Source organism: Streptococcus anginosus, from assembly GCF_900636475.1.
GTDB lineage: Bacteria > Bacillota > Bacilli > Lactobacillales > Streptococcaceae > Streptococcus > Streptococcus anginosus.
The window spans coordinates 1,264,292-1,279,196 of record NZ_LR134283.1; the positions used below are offsets into that span (position 1 = coordinate 1,264,292).

Below are 14,905 nucleotides of genomic sequence, written 5' to 3' on the forward strand. Positions count from 1 at the left end.
CCATCTCTTTTGTTGAAAATAAAAAGGAATCACTCATGAAAATCATTTTTTTACACGGTCTTGGACAGGATAAACACTCTTGGGATAAAGTCCGTGAACTTCTGCCACAATATGACACCGAGGCTTTAGACCTCTTTTACACAAATAACAACATCATTACAGTCTCTCAGCTAGAACAACACCTTTGTCAGGAACTTCAAGCCATCAACGAACCATTTGTTCTAGTTGGATTGTCCCTCGGTGGAACTCTTGCCTTAAAGGTGGGGCAACAATTTCCTCAGCTCCAAGCACTCGTTTTATCAGGAACTCAATATAAACTAAGCTCCAATCTACTCTATAAACTCCAGCTGCTTATTTTCTCTTGCCTACCAGACTCTCTATTTAAAAAAGAGGGACTTCATAAAAAATCTTTTGTTGGCCTGTTAAAAGACTTGAAAAATTTAGATTTATCAAGTCAACTAAGTGCAATACAACTTCCCAGCCTCATCATCTGTGGCAGCAAAGATTGGCCTAACCTGCCTTCCTCTAAAAAATTAGCTACAGCTTTACCACAAGCAGATTTTGTGACACTTTCAGGTGGAAATCATACACTTAACACAGACCACCCTCAAGAAATGGCCGCTATGATTGAAAGATTTATCCTACAAAATTGTGAAATCTGAGGTTTTCTCAGATTTTTTAAATTTTAGAAATATTTGAGAATTGCTTGAGACTTATTTGACAAGCATTTTGTATACTAAATAGTGAAAAGAGGGAGAACTCTACGATAGAAAAAATGGAGGTCATGTTATGGAAACTGTTGTAAATGTGAAACACATCAGCAAGAGATTTGGACAACAACTCGCTTTGAATGATGTCAGTCTCACCGTGAAACAAGGAGAAATTTACGGTCTGATTGGGAAAAATGGAGCTGGTAAGACAACGCTTATTAAAGTGATTACCCAGTTGATTCAGCCCAATAGCGGTACGGTCGCTCTCTTTGGCTCTTCTAATAACTCCGAATGGACGCACGCTCTCAAGCGAGTTGGTTCTGTCATTGAAGCACCCGCTGCTTACAATCACTTGACGGCCTATGAAAACTTAAACTATTGCTGTAAGATACGGCATATCCCAAATGCGGACAAGGTTATCCGAGAAACTCTCTCTTATGTGGGCTTGACTAATACTGGTAAGAAAAAATTCCGAGATTTTTCTCTTGGTATGAAACAGCGCTTGGGCATTGCCATTGCACTTCTATCAAAACCAGATTTGATGATTTTGGATGAACCGATTAACGGGCTTGATCCCGTCGGGATTAAAGAATTTCGGCAATTGGTGCAGCGTCTCAATGAAGAATTGAATATGACTTTCATCATTTCCAGTCATATTTTAAGCGAACTATACTTGGTCGCTACAAAATTCGGCATCATTGAAAATGGTCATCTCATCAAAGAAATCACTAAAGCAGAGTTTGAAGAAGAAAATGAAGATTATATCGTTTTGAAAACAAGTGACCTCGCTAAAGCAAGCAAAATCCTCCACGATCAACTAGGCTACCGTCTCAAAGTCGTGAATGCGACAGATGAAATACACATCTTCACTCACTCGCACGAAATCAACAAGATTGTTCAAACGCTAGGGGCAGAGAATGTTACCATTAACGAAATTTACTATGCTCGCCAAGATTTAGAAAAATACTTTACAGATTTGGTAGAATAGGGAGGTTTATCATGTTCCACACAATTCAAGCAGACTTTTATCGTCTTTTTCGTTCAAAAGGTTTTTGGATTACAGAAATCCTTTTTATCATCACACTCTTATTAGGTGTGCTCTACGGTGTTGTGGGAAGTATCGGAGTTCATACAGATACAAAAGCTTTTGAAAAACTGGGTGATAACGGAGGTTGGACTGGCTTTGAGGCTATCACTAAAACCTCTGATAATCTTAGTAATACCATTATCTTTACTATTATCCTTGTTGTTTTATTGATTGGAATTGATCTCACTCAGAAATTATATAAAAATTCTATTACTAGTGGTATTTCACGGGCAGAATTCTATTTATCTAAATTCCTTGTTCTGGCAACTCTCATCGTACTTCAATTGATTCTAACCTATTCCTCATTTATTCCAGCTACGCTCATCAATGGTATGGGAACCGCACCCAAACATTTTCTTTCTAATTTTCTCATTACGATAGGGGTTCAATTTATTTGTACCCTAGCTTGGGTTAGCCTTGTTTCTTTCGTACTGTATGCTACCAACTCTATTATAGCTGCTATTTTCACTTATTTGATCGGTGTTTCCCTGCTAAGTCTGCCAACTGCCTTTTATCCAGATATTGACTGGTTGAAATACTTGAACATGCAATTCTATTTTGACATGGTTTCTAAACAGGATATGGTCTTCAAAACCATAACCATCGCTCTTCTCATCACACTTCTTTTTACATTTAGTGGTATACAGGTATTTAAAAGAAAAGATTTATAACAAAAGAAAACAGCTAGTCAAAGATTAGCTGTTTTTCTGTATAAAATATTCACAAACGGATAAGCAATTCAAACCATTCTCCTTTAGCTTTCATGGTTAAATCACCGCCAAGAATATCTACCAGTTGTTGAGTGATATAAAGTCCCAAACCAGAAGATTCTTCCGTGTTAGAGAGGTTTTCAGAATAAAAACGATTGGTCAATTTTTCCAAATGTTGAATGGGCTGACGGACAATGTTTTTTACACTTAAATGAATAGCCGCATCTTTTCGGATTAAAGACAGCTGGGCAGTTTCCTTTCCATGCTTGAGGACATTACTCAGCATATTTTGGACAATCCGCTCCAAAATTTCTGGGTCTGACTCTATCATTAAACTCTCCTGCAAATTTACTTGCAATTCAATTCCTTGCTTTTGAAAGACATCATAATAAGGAAGCATTTGCTTTGCAACCAGTTTGGAAATGTCTATTTGCCGAAATTGTGGTCGAACTGCACCTTCCATAAGACGGCGGTATTCCATGAGAGCTTCTAAACGATTGGAAACAACGGACAGATTGGTCGCAATTTTCAACAGCTGTTCATTTTCTTCTTTTCCCTTTATAAGTTGTTGGGTATAGCCACTAGCAATGGTCAAGGGTGTGCGAATATCATGAGCAATATTGCTAATCGCCATATCCAAGGTTTTCTTTTCCTGACGAGCGATAAAACGTGTCTGCTCTACTTCTTGAAAGAGCTTTTCAACTTCATTTGCCAACTCAACAATCGTTTGGCTGTGGTTTTGAGGTGCCAAACGAATTTGACTACCAGTTTCTCGTTTCTCACGAATCTGCTGTGAAAAATTACGGACCGCAACATGATAACGCACGAGCAAGAACCCAAGCAGACCAATGAACATAATTAGTATAAATTCAAGCATTCTCAGTCCTCCTTAAGCCGTACACCCAGTCCCCAAATCGTTTCGATATATTCTTCCGAATCATCTACTTGTGCCAATTTCTTACGAAGATTGCTTAGATGAGTGTTGAGCGTATTATCTCCCGGAAAATATGCCTCTTCCCAAATCAACTCAAACAGTTCTTCTTTTGTGTAAATTTTCTTCGGATGATGAAGCAAGGTTTGAAGTATCTGATACTCTTTCTTGCCTAAACGAACTCGCTTTTCTCCATTGACCACTTCAAATGTGTCTGGTGAAAGACGGATATTTTTTATCCCTTGAATTTCTGTTGCTTGCTCTTGTAAAAGGTGGTTACGAAGCTGCACGGTCACACGTGCAAAAACCTCATCCAGATCGAACGGTTTGACAATATAGTCATTGGCACCATCCAACAAATATTGACTGACCAGCGATTTCTCACCCAAAGCTGTCAGCATGACCACCGGAATCTGACTGCTTTTGCGAATTTCTGCCAAGACCTGATCGCCATTTTTCCCTGGCAGCATAATGTCCAGCAATACCAAATCAATTGCTTCCTGCGCAAAAACAAGAAGTCCTTCCGTTCCAGAATAAGCCGAGAAAACCCTGTGCTCAGTTTCAAACAAATCTTTTAAAATGTCATGAATATCGTTGTTATCTTCGATGATTAAAATATTGGCCATATTACGTCCATTCCAACAAAATTTCTTATCCATAGTGTAACAAGGAAAAAGACGGAAGTCAACGGAAAGCAAAAAAGAGAGTGGGATGACGAAATCAAGTTTCTACGAAGCTACTGATTTCTGCCCCACTCTCACCGAATTCTTGAAATAAGAGAGCCGATTAAAATGATTTTAAATTTTGTCTCACGCCCCAATTGCTCTATTTCACACTTGCCCCATTAGTCGCAATGACTTCCTTATACCAGTCAAAGGATTTTTTCTTGGAGCGTTTGAGTGTGCCGTTTCCATCGTTGTCACGGTCTACATAGATGAAACCATAGCGTTTTTTCATTTCGCCAGTTCCAGCAGAAACTAGGTCAATACAGCCCCAAGTGGTGTACCCTAGAAGTTCTACGCCGTCTTCATTAATTGCATCACGCATAGCCTTGATATGGGCAGCTAGGTAGTCAATGCGGTAATCATCTTCGACATAGCCATTTTCATCCGGTGTATCAACTGCTCCCAGACCGTTTTCCACGATAAACATGGGTTTTTGATAACGATCCCAGATGACATTGAGGGTAATTCGCAAGCCCAGCGGATCAATCTGCCAACCCCACTCAGAAGCTTCTAGGTAAGGATTCTTAAGCGAGGCAAAGATATTTCCGGCAGTTTTTTCATTGACCTTTGGATCACCAGAAGCCACACGGCTAGAATAATAAGAGAAGGAAATAAAATCCACCGTATAGGTCTTGAGCAAGTCTAGGTCTTCTTTTGTCATTTCAACCTCAATACCCAAACGCTCCCATTTCTTCTTGGCATAGTTTGGATATTCTCCTCTGGACTGGACATCGATGAAGAAATAGCTTTCCCGATCTTCCTGCAAAGCTGCCCAGTAATCTGCCGGATTGGCTGTATTTGGATAATACTGACCAGCTGCCAGCATGCAGCCAACCTTGTTTTCAGGGTCAATCTCATGTGCCAACTTGGTCGCAATAGCTGACGCTACCAATTCATGATGAGCTGCTTGGTATTTGACCTGCTCTTCATTTTCCCCTTCTTCAAAGTAAAGTCCTGCTCCCATAAACGGTGCATGGAGAATCATATTGATTTCATTGAAAGTCAGCCAGTATTTGACTAGCCCCTTGTAGCGGATAAAAAGAGTGCGGCAGAGACGCTCGTAAAATTCCAGCATTTTGCGGCTGCGCCAGCCTCCGTATTCCTCAATCAAGTGCATAGGACAGTCAAAGTGGGTGATGGTCACCAGAGGCTCGATGCCATACTTATGGCATTCCTTAAAGAGGTCTTCATAAAATTTCAAGCCTGCTTCGTTGGGCTCCAGCTCATCTCCCTTTGGAAAAATCCGAGACCAGGCGATAGAGAGTCGATAAGTTTTAAAGCCCATTTCGCCAAAAAGTGCAATATCTTCTTTAAAATGATGATACATATCAATGGACTCTTTTGCCGAATAGAAATAGCCTTCCTCAAAGTCAAACATCTTTTTCTTACCAGCAATAATCGGGAAACGATCCGCACCAATCGGCACCACATCGACATTGGCAAGACCTCTACCATCAACATCATAGGCACCTTCACATTGGTTCGCAGCGGTTGCTCCGCCCCATAAAAATCCATCTGGAAAAGTCAATTTTTCTGTCATATCTTCCTCCTTATAATATAAAACGTTTTCTACACTTTATATTATAACAAACAAATAAGAAGTTTTCTTATAAAATACTGTCAAATAGTGATACTATTCTATTTTCCAAGTACATTAACGACTTTTGCTAACTTTTGTCATTTAGAACTGAACGTTTTTATTAAAATCGGGTATCTGACTTCATTTCTCTATCGCTTAGCATAACAAAACTCCCTTTGAAACGCCAAAGAGAGTTGGATGATAATTTATCCATTTTAGTACAATTTCAAATCCCGTGGGTCTACTGGGAAAGTTGGATTATAAGGATTATGACGAAGTTTGAAGTGTTTTACTTCTTCAATCGTTTGGGTACCAGATAATTGCATCACTGTTTTTAATTCATCATTGATATGCTCAAAGACTTGGCGGACACCAACACTACCACCAAGAGCTAGACCATAAATCACAGGTCGCCCAATAGCCACTAAATCTGCCCCAGAAGCAAGTGCCTTAAAGACATGCTGACCACGACGGACACCTGAGTCAAAGACAATTGGTACACGTTTGTCAACTGTTTCAGCCACTTCTTGCAATGAATCAAATGCTGCCGGGCCGCCGTCAATTTGCCGTCCACCGTGGTTGGTTACCCAAATACCAGAAGCACCGGCATCAAGCGAGCGCTCTACATCTTCACGGCATTGTGGACCCTTGACATAGACAGGAAGGTCTGAGTAAGATGCGATAAATTCCACATCACGAGGGGATAATTTTTGCTTAGCTGATTTGTAAACGAAGTCCATTGTCTTGCCTGCACCATCAGGAAGGTATTCTTCTACAATCGGCATGCCAACTGGAAAAACAAAGCCATTGCGTTTGTCCACTTCACGATTGCCCCCAACAGTCGCATCCGCTGTCAAAACAATTGCTTTATACCCTTCTGCTTTAACCCGATCCATGATATGACGATTAATGCCATCATCTTTACTAAAGTAGAACTGGAACCAATGTGGTGTTCCTTGAAGAGCTTGCGAAATTTCTGGAAGATCGACCGTTGAATAAGAGCTTGTGGTGTAGAGAGAACCAAATTCATGCACACCTTTTGCTGAAGCCACTTCTCCTTGTACATTCGCCAGCTTATGAGCTGCTACCGGAGCTAGAATAATTGGAGACGATAGTTTATCCCCGTCAAATTCAATCTCTGTACTTGGATTTTCCACATTGCGAAGCGTATGAGGCACAATTAGCTTATGGTTAAAGGCACGAATATTTTCCCGCAGAGTAAAAGTATCTTCGGCTCCACTTGCGATATAGCCAAATGCAGCTTTGGGAATGACCTTCTGAGCCATGGGCTCTAAATCATAAGTGTTAATGAAATCAACTGGGCCTTCAGCACTACTAGTTTGGTAAGACATAATGTTTCCTCCTGTCTAATGCATATCTGCAGAGAAAGTCAGATTGAACTTTCGATAAGCAAGCGCTTTCATTTTTTCAAAACAAAAAATTCAATCAGTCTATCTAACAGATCAGAATAATAAGAATTTGTATAAAATTTATACCAATTTAATGAAGTGAAACAGCTTCTGAAATTTATAGTAGAGTTAGAGAGGGATGCCCTCCCGCTCTAACTACTATAAACAGTCGTAAAAATTAAGATAAGCTGTGGCTCAAGTTATGGCTTGACACCATATTCTTTGAAATAAGCTGTAATAGGTCGCAGCTCTTGCCCATCATAAGCCGCAAAGAATTCTTCTGGACTCATTTGACCATGTGTTTCTTGATAACCAGCAGAAATTTTTTCTACAAAGTCACCATCAACAATATCCAATTCCAACTCTTCCACAGGGATACCACGTTTGTCTGTGATTTTAGCATCAATCAAAACAGGCTTTCCAGATTTTGAAACTTCATGCGCGCGGTCAAATGCAGCTGGCAATTCCTCTAAAGTTTTAACCGTTATTCCCTCTACTCCCATTCCTTCTGCAACTTTCGCAAAATCTACTTCGTAGAGATCTACGCCTGAAAAGTTCATGACCAGATCTTCCTGTTCAGACTTGATAAAGTTGAGTGAATTGTTAGAAGTGATAATATTGATAATTGGCAACTGGTATTTGACTTGGGTCGTCAGATCCTGCATTACCATTGAAAATGCACCGTCTCCAGCAATATTGAAAACTTGGCGATTTGGGAAAGCAAATTGACCTGCGATAGAAGCTGGTACACCATAACCCATGGTGGCAAAAAGAGCGGAGATGGTCCATTTCTTCTCTGATGTAAAGTTTAAGAAGCGGAAGCTATTGATAATATTGTCCCCAACATCAATACCATAGACAGCATTGGCATCTGAAATGCGGTTGATTTCGCGATAAACTTGCTCAAACTCTAGTGGTCCGTCTGCTTTTTGCATTAAACGTTCCAGATAAGCTTTCCAATCTTTCATAGCTGCCACACTTGCTTGATAAAATGGTTGCGGAGCGACCGCTTCACTACGTTCCAAGGCTTTTTTCAGAAAACTTCCAGAATCTGATAAAATTCCTAAATCCAAGTAGTGATGACGACCAAAATTAGCAGCATCAATATCAATAGAAACAAACTTAAAATCATGAGAACGATAAACTAAGTTGGCAAATGGGAAGTTTGTCCCAAGAGCAATCACCAGATCAGCTGCCGCAAAAGCTTCATCACCAACCTTAGAGGCGGCACGATTCAATTTTCCTAAGTTGGCTTCAAAGTCATCTGGAATTTTGCCCTTAGCCAGACCCGCTACAGCAATCGGAATTTGCAATTTTTGAGACAGTTCTATCAATAACTGCGCATTGTTCCCGATACCAGAACCTACATGAAAGATAGGACGCTTAGCTGCTTTTACTAGTTCAAGAAATTGATCCACTTCGGCATCCGTTGCTTGGGGCAGCGGTAAGTTTTTTTCTGCTGTATGAGAAGCATAATCTACATCTGGAATTTCTACATAACCAAAGTTATTTGGCATGATAACAACAGCTACACCATTATGTTTATAAGCCTCACGAATCGCTTTATCGACAACATAGGGGAGACTTTCTGGTGTCATCACTACTCGGTTGTAAACCGCAACATCACTAAACATCGGTAATTCAGAAAACTCTTGGAAATAATCATAGTTCATGTTTGTGCTCGGCACTTGACCGACCAAAGCTAAAACCGGAGCATGATCTTCCCGCGCATCGTACAAGCCATTTAAAAGATTGACAGCACCAGGACCAGCAGACCCAAGAGTTACGCCTATTTTTCCAGTCAATTTAGCATGAGCTGCAGCTGCAAGAGCTCCAACTTGTTCGTGACGAACTTGAACAAAGTGAAGATTTTCCTTTTCCAGATCCAGCGCATTCATAGTTGAATTGACAGAACCACCAGGGTAACCGTAAACATTTTCCACACCCCATGCTTCCAATACACGAAGCATAGCAACAGCAGCAGGCACTGTTTTCACATTAGACATAATAATCCTCCATCTCAGAGAATGGAATTGCAATTTCAAAATCTGTTTTTTAGTTACGGTAATATCATAATACTTTTTGAATTCGTTTACAAAAAATTTGCTCACAGATTTTCACAATCTCAGAAAATATCAAAAAGCTTATACACAATAGCATTTCCTTTTATGCTTTATCTAAGTTTGTGACATAATAAACAATGCTTTTCAAATATAAAAAAACACCTACGGATTCTCAACCGTAGATGTTGTAAAGTTTGAATTAAGCAACAGCAATATACCGTCTCTTTCCGCTAAAAGCAATGTAAGAAATCCATGTCGCACCATCTGCATTCAAAACCTTATCATAAGTGACCGATTGCCCGGCATCATAATAAGCCAATTCAGGAGCTGACATTCTAGCTTCTGCTTTGATAGAGGAGCGTTTTGTAAAACGATATACACCTTGAGCAGGGATAGAGGGTGTTTGGGGAGACGGAGTCGTTGGTTTTGACGGGGTTACTGATGAAGCGTAATCTCCACCTTCAAAGCCATAATATTCCTCTAAACTCAAACCAGAATGGTAAACTTCATCAGCTTCCTTACCGATGTAACGAATATGCCATGCTTCTGGCATGTATCCTGTCGAAGCTTCTTTCCCTGGTTGGTAACGGACTACAAAACCGTAGCGATGTGCATTGTTCTTCAACCAATTACTTGCAGCAGCGTCCTCTAAAAGATTGCCCGCTTTATCCGTTAAATCAAAGACAAGACCTGTTTGGTGCTCACTATAACCCGGACGTGCAGAGTAACGATCCGCAGCAGCTTGACCATCTTTGTTCACATAATTTTGATACAGAACTTTTTGATAATCATAACTTCTAAATCCGCTGTAAGCATAACCAACATTATAGCCTTGAGCAATCATATCATTTCTTAATCGAAGAAAGGCAGCTTTTGCAGTTGGATTTTCACCAGGATTGTAGTTAGCAGCCATCGGATGCTTTTTGTTTGCCACTACAATTTCATCATATTTACCTTGGATAAAGTAGTAGGAGCCATTATATTGTACTTCTTTTGCACCTGTTTGAGGGCCTTCCACCTTAGTTGTCGTACCCGTCACACCTTGCAAACTACCGTCCGACTGAACATAGTACATGTGAATGTTGTACTCGCCACGATTATTTTTATGGCGGCGGATATCTACACTCAACTTATAGGTGCCATCTGTTTGCTTAATCGCATCGTACCAGATCACATCATCTTGACCGCCTTGACTGGACCAAACAGGCAGCTTTACTGTCTTCACACCCTTGGTGGAGCTGACATTCGTTACCACCACATCGAAACCTTGGGAAGTCTTGTTTTCAATGTGAATCGTGCCAGTCACGCTGTATTTGGGTTCTTCCACCTTAGTCGTAGTCCCCGTTACACCCTGCAAACTACCGTCCGACTGAACATAGTACATGTGAATGTTGTACTCGCCACGATTATTTTTATGACGACGAATGTCCACATTCAACTTGTAAGTGCCGTCTGTTTGCTTGGCTGCATCATACCAAATCACATCATCTTGACCGCCTTGACTAGACCAAACAGGAAGTTTCACTGTCTTCACACCTTTGGTGGAGCTGACATTCGTCACCACCACATCAAAGCCTTGCGAAGTTTTATTCTCAATGTGAATCGTGCCAGTCACCTGAACAGGTTTGGGAGCTTCTTCATTTGTTAAGGTTGCAATTGGGATATAGCGACGTGTACCACTGTAGCTAACATAACTAATCCATTGATGATGATCTGCGTCCAATACCTTATCATAGCGAATTCTTTCTCCTCTTGCAAAGGTAAATTCAGTCTTAGCCGTCATTGTGGGACTATTTTTGACTTCAACTTCCTTTTTAAAAGTATAAACTCCTTGAGACGGAATGGATTCTCTTGCAGAACTTGGTGCCACTACGGTTGTCTTGGTACCGCTAACACCTCTTACTTTGCCATTTGATTCAATGTAGTAAAGGTGAATATTATATTCGCCATATTCCCCCTTGTGCTTATCAATATTGACAGAAACTTTATAATTTCCATCACTTTGCTTAGTGGCATCATACCAAATAATATCGTCTTGACCGCCCTTATCTGTCCAGATAGGAACTTTCACTCTAGAAATTCCATTGCTGTCTGACACATTTGTAATCAGGACATCAAAGCCTTGAGATGTCTTATTTTGAATGTTAATGGTGCCAGTCACACTATATTTTGGCTCTTCCACCTTAGTCGTGGTACCCATTACACCTTGCAAGCTACCATCCGACTGAACGTAATACATGTGCACATTATAGTCACCGTAGTTATTCTTATGACGACGAATGTCCACACTCAACTTATAGGTGCCATCTGTTTGCTTAACTGCATCGTACCAGATTACATCATCTTGACCGCCTTGACTAGACCAAATAGGCAACTTCACTGTCTTCACACCTTTGGTGGAGCTGACATCTGTCACCACCACATCAAAACCTTGCGAAGTCTTATTTTCAATGTGAATCGTGCCGGTCACACTATATTTAGGTTCTTCCACCTTAGTCGTGGTACCCGTCACACCTTGCAAGCTGCCGTCTGACTGAACGTAATACATGTGCACATTATAGTCACCGTAGTTATTCTTATGACGACGAATATCCACACTCAACTTGTAGGTGCCGTCTATTTGCTTGGCTGCATCGTACCAGATGATGTCATCTTGACCGCCTTGACTGGACCAAACAGGCAACTTCACTGTCTTCACACCCTTGGTTGAGCTGACATCTGTCACCACCACATCAAAGCCTTGCGAGGTCTTGTTTTCAATGTGAATGGTACCTGTCACGCTGTATTTCGGTTCTTCTACTTTAGTTGTTGTGCCGGTTACCCCTTGCAGGCTACCATCTGACTGAATGTAATACATGTGTATGTTATATTCACCGCGATTATTTTTATGACGGCGAATATCTACACTCAACTTATAGGTGCCATCTATTTGCTTAATCGCATCGTACCAGATCACATCATCTTGACCGCCTTGACTAGACCAAATAGGCAACTTCACCGTCTTCACACCCTTGGTCGAGCTGACATTCGTTACCACCACATCGAAACCTTGGGAAGTCTTGTTTTCAATGTGAATCGTACCTGTCACTTGACTTTGAGCTGGTCTTTGAGGTGCTGGCTGAGCTAACTTTGTAACAGCTGCATAACGACGCATTCCACTATAAGAAATATAGCTAATCCATTGATAACCATCATTTTCCAACACTTTATCATAGTTAACGCTATCGCCTCTATTAAAAGTAAATTGTGTCGGAGCTGACCATTTGGCTTCATTCTTAACCTCTGCCGTTTCAGAGAAAGTATATCTTCCTCTAGAAGGGAGTGTTCCTGTTGAAGAAGGTGTTGGCTTTGCAGGTTGAACTGGTTCTGTTACCAACTTATTAATAGCCGCATAACGACGGATACCGCTATAAGAGCGATAGCTAAGCCATTGGTAACCATCCGCAACCAAAACTCGGTCATAGTAAACGCGATCGCCTGCATTCACATAAAACTGCAATGCTGCACTTGCTTTCGGTTCATTTTTCACTTCTGTACGTTTCGTATAAGTATAGTAACCTTGGCTTGGTAAAGAAGGTACAGTTTGTATTACTTTGGATTCTGCCAAACGTGCTTCGTGCGCTGTTTGCGTTTTATCCATCAACTTTGCGACATCAATTTCTTTTTTTCCTGCTTCTTTTTCAGCAGGATTCTTTTCAACTTTTACAGTTGTTGAAGGGGTAGCTGTGTCTGTTGTTGCATCAACAGATGAATTTGTTGTTTCGTCTTCTGTCTGTGTCGCTGCATCAACAGTAGTAGATTGAACACGTCTTGTATCTGTTGCTGCAGAGGCAGTTTTGTCTACAATTTTTGTAGTTTCTTGAGTATCTACAGAAGACTTTTCAACAGACATCATAGTTGCTGATGAACGAACTGGTGCAGGTGCTTTTTCAACAACTTCTTTCTGAGTTGTTGCTGTTTGAGGAGCCACAGCAGTTGATCCAGTTGTGTTTTGAATATTATTTTTTGCGGCAGTATTTACTTGAGACGTTTCAATACTTGTGTCTGTTGTAACTTGTTCATCAGCCGATACTGCTTGACCACCCATAAAGAGGACACACCCAATCAAAACAGAAGCTGCACCACACGAATATTTACGAATGGAAAAACGTTGTTCTTTGTGATCAAACATTTTTTTCATCACTTGTCCTACTTTCTAATTTATTTCTATCATCTTAATTTCTGTAGAAAGGATGTGTATTGGCATTTTCATCTTGCCCACTCAAAATCCGGTCTGTATTAGAAACCTGTCCCGTAACAGGATCAGCTACACCAGCAGGAACCACAATAAAAGCAGCACCACCTACTTGAGCGTCTTTAGGATAAATCGTTCCCCAAAATGTGTTTGCGACTATTTTTTCAGAAGTAAGACCATACTCTCTTTTCTCACCTGCAAAAGCAGCTTGACCATTAGGATTAATGGTAATACTTTTTCCCAAGTCATTACTCCAAGTTCCTGAAATTGTTGAAAAATCACCACTAGCAAGAGCGTTTACGTCAACTGTAGACTTTGCTTCTGCTGCAGGAGAAGTATTACTATCGGCGTTAGTTGTACTTGAAGAGGGTTGAGTAGTTGACGATTGAGCAGGTGACATCTGTTCACTAGCAGCAGATTGAGTACTGTCCCCTGCTTTTTTATTACTACTCGCATTAGCAGTCATCTTTTTCTTAGCTTTAGATGATTTTGCTTTTTTATAACTACTTTGTGCAGTCTTTACTGTCGAATGGTCATTCGAATCACTTTTTGTTTCATTTTTATGGCAAGCGCTCAGTAAAAGCAAAGAGCACAACATAGTTATACTTACTAATTTATATGAATTTTTCATTGTATTTCCTTTCTTTTTCAGGAATCCTCAAATTCCAAAATCATTATACAACTTTGTTTTGTAAAAATCAACATATTTTAGAAATATTTGTAATTTATTTGTAACATTTCTATTACCTGAGGAGGAAAAGTCAACAATATCCTTAGTGTTTTACATCTGAATAGGCTATGTAGTAACGCTTAGACTCTGTTCCATTAGAAACTACAAAACTATACCAATTTTCACCGTTTTCAAAAACATACTGATCCCAATCAACATTTCCTTTAGGATAAGTGTAGGCAACTTCGCCTGATTTATCTGGTGAAGCATAAACTGGTGTGTCTTGGTACAGTTCAAGAGTTCCAGAGGTCACTTGAGTACCTCCTCCTTGAGATTGAACAATTGAAGGAGTCGAAGATTGCTGACTACTTGCACTATTTTGGCTATTTGAGTTACTAATCTCTGATGATTGAGCATTTGTAACCGACTTGTCTTGCTCTTTATCAGTTGTTTTATTATCATTAGTAGACGTTTTGTTATTTTGAGAAGCTTTTGTCTTTGTAGAGCTACTACTTTTTGTTGTTTTCGTTGTTTTTACTGAATGTCCATTTGTCCCACTTTTGACTTCGTTTTTATGACAAGCACCAAGTAAAAACAAGGAACATAACATGGTTACACTTGCCAATTTATATGATTTTTTCATTGTATTTCCTTTCTTTTTCAGGAATCTTTAAATTCCAAAGTCATTATATAACTTTGTTTTGTAAAAATCAACATATTTTAGAAATATTTGTAATTTATTTGTAACAATTACCTTGTTCTCATATTCCTGATAGGAATAACAAAA

Annotated in this window: 11 protein-coding genes; 3 read left to right on the plus strand and 8 right to left on the minus strand. The window is 40.0% G+C overall.

Annotated features, from left to right (window positions below):
* Positions 1-35 precede the first annotated feature (35 nt).
* The 3 genes from EL079_RS06190 (at position 36) to EL079_RS06200 (ending at position 2,468) form a co-directional block, all read left to right on the plus strand.
* Positions 36-662, plus strand: a complete 627-nt coding sequence (locus EL079_RS06190) for an alpha/beta fold hydrolase (protein ID WP_003030552.1) — start codon at positions 36-38, stop codon at positions 660-662.
* 127 nt (positions 663-789) lie between these two features.
* Positions 790-1,698: an ATP-binding cassette domain-containing protein gene (locus EL079_RS06195; protein ID WP_003030520.1), complete on the plus strand. Its 909-nt coding sequence runs from the start codon at positions 790-792 to the stop codon at positions 1,696-1,698.
* Positions 1,699-1,709: 11 nt separating this feature from the next.
* Positions 1,710-2,468 (plus strand): ABC transporter permease, encoded by a 759-nt coding sequence (locus EL079_RS06200; protein ID WP_003030518.1) that lies wholly within the window; start codon positions 1,710-1,712, stop codon positions 2,466-2,468.
* A gap of 49 nt (positions 2,469-2,517) precedes the next feature.
* Here EL079_RS06200 and EL079_RS06205 read toward each other — a convergent pair whose 3' ends face one another.
* From EL079_RS06205 to EL079_RS06240, 8 genes are all read right to left on the minus strand, one after another.
* Entirely contained in the window at positions 2,518-3,384 is an 867-nt protein-coding gene (locus tag EL079_RS06205; RefSeq protein ID WP_003030547.1) for a sensor histidine kinase, read from the minus strand.
* Positions 3,385-3,386: 2 nt separating this feature from the next.
* A complete protein-coding gene (locus EL079_RS06210) occupies positions 3,387-4,064 on the minus strand; it encodes a response regulator transcription factor (RefSeq protein WP_003026356.1) in 678 nt (225 codons plus the stop codon).
* A 199-nt stretch (positions 4,065-4,263) separates the two neighbouring features.
* The gene (locus tag EL079_RS06215) at positions 4,264-5,703 is read right to left on the minus strand and encodes a 6-phospho-beta-glucosidase (RefSeq protein ID WP_003030525.1); all 1,440 of its coding nucleotides are present in this window, start codon (positions 5,701-5,703) and stop codon (positions 4,264-4,266) included.
* Between the two features lie 254 nt (positions 5,704-5,957).
* Complete coding sequence (gene lctO, locus EL079_RS06220) at positions 5,958-7,094, minus strand: L-lactate oxidase (protein WP_003030539.1); 1,137 nt, start codon at positions 7,092-7,094, stop codon at positions 5,958-5,960.
* A gap of 257 nt (positions 7,095-7,351) precedes the next feature.
* Positions 7,352-9,157 (minus strand): pyruvate oxidase, encoded by a 1,806-nt coding sequence (gene spxB, locus EL079_RS06225; RefSeq protein ID WP_003030535.1) that lies wholly within the window; start codon positions 9,155-9,157, stop codon positions 7,352-7,354.
* A 256-nt stretch (positions 9,158-9,413) separates the two neighbouring features.
* Positions 9,414-13,394, minus strand: a complete 3,981-nt coding sequence (gene ldcB, locus EL079_RS06230; protein WP_003032935.1) for an LD-carboxypeptidase LdcB/DacB — start codon at positions 13,392-13,394, stop codon at positions 9,414-9,416.
* Positions 13,395-13,428: 34 nt separating this feature from the next.
* Positions 13,429-14,079, minus strand: a complete 651-nt coding sequence (locus EL079_RS06235; RefSeq protein WP_018543675.1) for a DUF6287 domain-containing protein — start codon at positions 14,077-14,079, stop codon at positions 13,429-13,431.
* A 142-nt stretch (positions 14,080-14,221) separates the two neighbouring features.
* The gene (locus EL079_RS06240) at positions 14,222-14,761 is read right to left on the minus strand and encodes a hypothetical protein (protein WP_003032932.1); all 540 of its coding nucleotides are present in this window, start codon (positions 14,759-14,761) and stop codon (positions 14,222-14,224) included.
* Positions 14,762-14,905: the final 144 nt, after the last annotated feature.

Bases quoted from the DNA above. Each gene is read 5' to 3' on its own strand.
- ldcB (WP_003032935.1), bottom strand. From the start codon at position 13,394: ATGAAAAAAATGTTTGATCACAAAGAACAACGTTTTTCCATTCGTAAA.
- EL079_RS06235 (WP_018543675.1), bottom strand. From the start codon at position 14,079: ATGAAAAATTCATATAAATTAGTAAGTATAACTATGTTGTGCTCTTTG.
- EL079_RS06205 (WP_003030547.1), bottom strand. From the start codon at position 3,384: ATGCTTGAATTTATACTAATTATGTTCATTGGTCTGCTTGGGTTCTTG.
- spxB (WP_003030535.1), bottom strand. From the start codon at position 9,157: ATGTCTAATGTGAAAACAGTGCCTGCTGCTGTTGCTATGCTTCGTGTA.
- EL079_RS06215 (WP_003030525.1), bottom strand. From the start codon at position 5,703: ATGACAGAAAAATTGACTTTTCCAGATGGATTTTTATGGGGCGGAGCA.
- lctO (WP_003030539.1), bottom strand. From the start codon at position 7,094: ATGTCTTACCAAACTAGTAGTGCTGAAGGCCCAGTTGATTTCATTAAC.
- EL079_RS06200 (WP_003030518.1), top strand. From the start codon at position 1,710: ATGTTCCACACAATTCAAGCAGACTTTTATCGTCTTTTTCGTTCAAAA.
- EL079_RS06190 (WP_003030552.1), top strand. From the start codon at position 36: ATGAAAATCATTTTTTTACACGGTCTTGGACAGGATAAACACTCTTGG.
- EL079_RS06240 (WP_003032932.1), bottom strand. From the start codon at position 14,761: ATGAAAAAATCATATAAATTGGCAAGTGTAACCATGTTATGTTCCTTG.
- EL079_RS06195 (WP_003030520.1), top strand. From the start codon at position 790: ATGGAAACTGTTGTAAATGTGAAACACATCAGCAAGAGATTTGGACAA.
- EL079_RS06210 (WP_003026356.1), bottom strand. From the start codon at position 4,064: ATGGCCAATATTTTAATCATCGAAGATAACAACGATATTCATGACATT.